The organism is Daejeonella sp., assembly GCF_044342615.1.
In the GTDB taxonomy this organism is placed as follows: Bacteria; Bacteroidota; Bacteroidia; order Sphingobacteriales; family Sphingobacteriaceae; genus Daejeonella.
The window spans coordinates 1-4,789 of sequence record NZ_JBIIPN010000171.1; the positions used below are offsets into that span (position 1 = coordinate 1).

The following is a 4,789-nucleotide window of genomic DNA, read 5'->3' on the forward strand; positions in this document are numbered from 1 at the left end:
CGTGTTTTATCGGACTATGAAGAATGAGGTCTAGTACTGCCGGACTGATTTTACATCCGCAGCCAGCGCCATGTGAATATTGAGTTAGTTTTATTTCTTCCGGGTTCATTTGTTAGTAGTGAGATGTTAGTAGTGAGATGTGAGTATTGAGATATGAGTATTGAGATGTTAGATATGTGATGTGAGATATAATTTAATCGGAAATGTCCTAAATCCTTAATCTTTGCTCCTTGTTCCTTGTTCTATTGATTGTATGTAATTTAGTAAAATTCGGCTATTTTCTATAGCATCTGTACTGTTGCATGGTAAAGAATACACTTTGTCTGGGGATCTTTTTTCTTGTCCGTTGCTATAAGTCTTATCGTAATAAACCAAAACCATTTTTATGAAAACATCCATTTGGTCGGCTTCAATGGATTGGATTGCCTCTTTTGTTTGCAGAGGGCCTAATCGTTTTCCAATTTTCAAGGTGCGTTCAATTAGAAACTCTTTATTAAGCTTGCCATATTCTTCTACAAGAAAATCCACTCTTTTTTGAAAGGGAACTTCAATTTTAAACAGGTTTGTTTCGCGCATTTGTTTAAAAAACGGATTGGGGATGAAGCATTTTCCAATGGATAGGCTTTCATCTTCAACCCAAATGGCTTTTGTACGGTCTGTTTTTACGAGTTGAGATGCTAAGATGTTTTCAAAATGCTCCTGACTAGGTTGTATTAATTTTCCCATGGAGCCATATGCTGAACCTTGATGCTGTGCAATATCCTCTAGATCAATAACTTGCTGATTAAGTTTTTTGAGCTCTATCAGTGTATTTGTTTTCCCGGATCCTGTCATTCCCCCTAAAACAAGGAGTGGATATTCTTCTTTGAACTGATCTAAGACCCAATTACGAAATCGTTTATATCCGCCTTCTAAAAGGTAAACTTCGAAGCCATAAAGACTTAATGACCAGGCCATTGCGCCGCTTCGCATTCCGCCACGCCAACAATGAACACCTATTTTTTTATCGGGAGCTATTTTTAAAGCCTCTTTAATAAATGTAGACCATTTTGGTCCGGTTAGATCAAAACCTAATAATATTGCTTCCTCGCGACTTTGCTGTTTGTAGCAAGTCCCAACCAATACCCGTTCTTCATTAGAGAAAATAGGGATATTAAATGCTCCAGGAATGCTGGCATGTTCAAATTCCAATGGGGTTCTTACGTCGATAATAGGTACCGTATCAGCTAATTTGAGAAATTCAGCTATGTCCAGCTTTTGAATCATGTTCAAGAAAGCTTTAAATTGAAATTTAATCTTTGCGATTTAGAGTTATGCATTCTTTTGTTTTAAGTACATCTGAATCGTGTTTTCTAAACCAAAATAAAGAGCATCACAAATAAGTGCATGGCCGATGCTTACCTCAAGTAATCCTGGGATGTTTTGCGAAAAATAGCTTAAATTATGTAAGTCGAGGTCGTGCCCCGCATTGATGCCTAAGCCTAATTTATTTGCTAATTCGGCAGCTTTGATATATGGCTTTATTGCCTTTTCTCTATCCTCATGGTATCCTGTGGCATAAGCTTCAGTGTAAAATTCTATTCGGTCAGTACCAGTAGTTTTTGCCGCCTCAACCATTTCTTCGGATGGGTCAACAAAAATGGAAACACGAATGCCAGCAGATTTAAATTCAGCGATAATATCTTTTAAGTACGATTGATGTTTGATCGTATCCCAGCCATGGTTGGATGTCAGCTGACCTTCAGCATCTGGAACAAGCGTTACCTGCGCCGGTTTATTGGCTAGTACTAATTCTACAAATTTTTGCTCTTTAGGATTTCCTTCAATATTAAATTCGGTATGAATTGCCTTTTTTAAATCGAATACATCCTGATAACGAATATGTCGCTCATCGGGGCGTGGGTGGACTGTAATACCTTCAGCACCAAAGCGTTCGGCATCGAGCGCAACTTTAACCAAATCTGGATTATTACCACCTCTAGAATTTCGAAGAGTAGCGATTTTGTTGATATTAACGGATAGTTTTGTCATTTATGAGCGCAATCACTAATAATTTAAGATGTATCAAAGATAGATAATTTGCCTCAATGCAGCGTTTCTAATATTTTGTAGTGTTTCACAAAATTTCAATGTTTTGAGTTTGCAGGATTGATTAATTATTTAAAATGGATGAAAATAATTTATCTGAAATGCGATTTATTAAGCATTTTAATAAATTTGTTAATGCAAAAAATAATTCGTATATTATTTGTCCTTTTATTAATCACCACCAATTCTAGTAGGGCACAGCAAAAATCCAGCTCTGGAATCCAGTTTAGAGAAAACACCTTTGCCGAGGCATTACAAGTTGCAAAAAAGGAAAATAAGCTTGTGTTTTTATATGTGTACGCTACTTGGTGTGGGCCATGTATTGAATTGAAAATGACCACATTTAAAAATAAGTCAGTTGGCTCACTTTATAATTCAACATTTATAAATTTTTCATTGAATGGCGAAAAAGGCGAAGGTCCGATGTTAGCTCAAAAATATGGGTTTCAGGGCTATCCTAGCTTTTTCTTTATTAGGCCTGATGGTAAAGTATTATATAGGGCAGAAGGCTTTTATGATTCTAAGGGATTTGTGGAATTAGGACAAGAGGTTTTTAAGATAAGTAAAAGGTAATTTTATAAGCCTTCCAATCAATTATCAATTATTATAAAACAAAAAATGCTTACCAGATTGGGTAAGCATTTTTTTATTTTAATCAGTATATCTGACAACTGTTAACTGTCAACTGACATCTTTCAATTAGTATCTGTAAGCGTCGCCTTTAAAAGGACCTTCAACAGGAACACCAATATAATCAGCTTGATGTTGTTGAAGAGTTTCAAGTTCAACACCAATTTTTGCAAGATGTAAACGAGCTACTTTTTCATCCAAGTACTTTGGAAGAACGTAAACTTTATTCTCATAATTTGCAGAGTTAGTCCAAAGTTCTAATTGAGCTAAAGTTTGGTTTGTGAATGAGTTAGACATTACAAATGAAGGGTGACCAGTTGCACAACCTAAATTTACTAAACGACCTTCAGCAAGAACGATAACATCCTTACCATTGATGGTATATTTATCAACTTGTGGCTTAATTTCAACCTTAGTATTGCCATAGTTTTCATTTAACCATGCCATGTCGATTTCATTATCAAAGTGACCGATATTACAAACGATTGCTTTATCTTTTAATGCAAGGAAATGTTCTCCACGAACGATATCACAGTTACCAGTGGTTGTAACAACGATATCAGCTTCTTTAATTGCGGTAGACAATCTTTTAACTTCATAACCTTCCATCGCTGCTTGTAATGCACAGATAGGATCAATTTCAGTAACGATAACGCGCACACCTTGTGAGCTTAATGAAATGGCAGAACCTTTACCAACATCACCATAGCCACAAACAACAGCTACTTTACCAGCCATCATTACATCGGTAGCACGGCGAATTGCATCAACTAATGATTCGCGGCAACCATATTTATTGTCGAATTTAGATTTTGTTACTGAGTCGTTTACGTTAATTGCAGGTAAGTGCAAAGTTCCGTTTTTCATACGCTCATATAAGCGGTGAACACCAGTAGTAGTTTCTTCAGACAGTCCTTTAATAGCTGCAATAAGCTCAGGAAATCTATCAAAAACCATATTTGTTAAGTCGCCACCATCATCCAAGATCATGTTTAATGGTTTGCGTTCCGGACCGAAATGTAATGTTTGTTCGATACACCAGTCAAATTCTTCTTCGTTAAGACCTTTCCAAGCATAAACTTGAATTCCTGCAGCTGCAATTGCTGCAGCAGCATGATCTTGAGTTGAGAAAATGTTACATGATGACCAAGTAACTTCAGCACCTAACTCAACAAGCGTTTCAATTAAAACTGCTGTTTGAATAGTCATGTGCAAACATCCTGCGATGCGAGCACCTTTAAGTGGTTTTGAAGCACCAAATTCTTCACGAAGTGCCATTAATCCTGGCATTTCTGCTTCTGCTAGGCCGATTTCTTTGCGACCCCATTCTGCCAATGTGATGTCCTTAACTTTGTAAGGAACGTAATTTGTCTCTACTGATGACATAGTTTTTTGTTTAAATACGATTTAACGTACGATAAATAATTAATTAGGTTTTTGCTTTCGGAATTTTAATGAGAATTCTAGCATGGAAAACTTTGCGCAAAATTACGTTTTTTTTAATTAATTAAATAAATTTCAGCGTATGGGATAAGGGATTTTGAATAATTTACAATTAGATGGAATTAGGCTGATTTAGATAGATATGGCAGTAATTCGGATGCGATGATTTTTATTTATAATAAAAACGTCAAATCTATACAGATATAAGTCTCTTTACTTTCAAATTCTTAACTTTGTCGTATTGATTTTTAAATAATTAAATATAAAAATATGTATCCAGAATATTTAGTGGCACCAATGCGTCAGGAATTGACAAATGCCGGATTTCAGGATCTGAGAACAGCTGATGAGGTTGACCAGGCTATCAAAGCAGAAGGAACTGTACTTGTGATGGTCAATTCAGTTTGCGGTTGTGCAGCTGCGAATGCTCGTCCTGCTGCTAGGATCTCGACCCAAAATGAAAAACATCCTGATAGATTTGTAACAGTATTTGCAGGAATGGAAAAGGAAGCTGTTGATCAAGCTAGAGAACACATGCTGCCTTATCCTCCATCATCTCCGGCCATCGCCTTATTTAAGGATGGTAAATTAGTGCATATGATAGAGCGTCACCAAATTGAAGGTCGCC

The 4,789-nt window shown here is 36.4% G+C and carries 5 protein-coding genes; 2 read left to right on the top strand and 3 right to left on the bottom strand.

Annotated features, from left to right (window positions below):
- Positions 1–216 precede the first annotated feature (216 nt).
- Entirely contained in the window at positions 217–1,266 is a 1,050-nt protein-coding gene (gene mnmH / locus ACIQ0D_RS11620; protein ID WP_395805788.1) for a tRNA 2-selenouridine(34) synthase MnmH, read from the bottom strand.
- 45 nt (positions 1,267–1,311) lie between these two features.
- Positions 1,312–2,031, bottom strand: a complete 720-nt coding sequence (locus ACIQ0D_RS11625) for a pyridoxine 5'-phosphate synthase (RefSeq protein ID WP_395805790.1) — start codon at positions 2,029–2,031, stop codon at positions 1,312–1,314.
- Between the two features lie 192 nt (positions 2,032–2,223).
- Here ACIQ0D_RS11625 and ACIQ0D_RS11630 point away from each other — a divergent pair, with 192 nt between their 5' ends.
- Complete coding sequence (locus ACIQ0D_RS11630) at positions 2,224–2,661, top strand: thioredoxin family protein (RefSeq protein ID WP_395805792.1); 438 nt, start codon at positions 2,224–2,226, stop codon at positions 2,659–2,661.
- Between the two features lie 126 nt (positions 2,662–2,787).
- Here the strand turns inward: ACIQ0D_RS11630 and ahcY are convergent, their stop codons facing one another.
- Positions 2,788–4,104, bottom strand: coding sequence for an adenosylhomocysteinase (gene ahcY / locus ACIQ0D_RS11635; RefSeq protein ID WP_395805794.1), 1,317 nt, complete (start codon positions 4,102–4,104; stop codon positions 2,788–2,790).
- Positions 4,105–4,431: 327 nt separating this feature from the next.
- On the opposite strand from ahcY, the gene ACIQ0D_RS11640 reads away from it, so the two are divergent.
- Positions 4,432–4,789 (top strand): BrxA/BrxB family bacilliredoxin (locus ACIQ0D_RS11640; RefSeq protein WP_395805796.1); only part of this gene is annotated, 358 nt, incomplete at its 3' end.

Excerpts from the sequence above, each read along its gene's own strand:
- ACIQ0D_RS11625 (WP_395805790.1), bottom strand. The coding sequence starts at position 2,031 with ATGACAAAACTATCCGTTAATATCAACAAAATCGCTACTCTTCGAAAT.
- ahcY (WP_395805794.1), bottom strand. The coding sequence starts at position 4,104 with ATGTCATCAGTAGAGACAAATTACGTTCCTTACAAAGTTAAGGACATC.
- mnmH (WP_395805788.1), bottom strand. The coding sequence starts at position 1,266 with ATGATTCAAAAGCTGGACATAGCTGAATTTCTCAAATTAGCTGATACG.
- ACIQ0D_RS11630 (WP_395805792.1), top strand. The coding sequence starts at position 2,224 with ATGCAAAAAATAATTCGTATATTATTTGTCCTTTTATTAATCACCACC.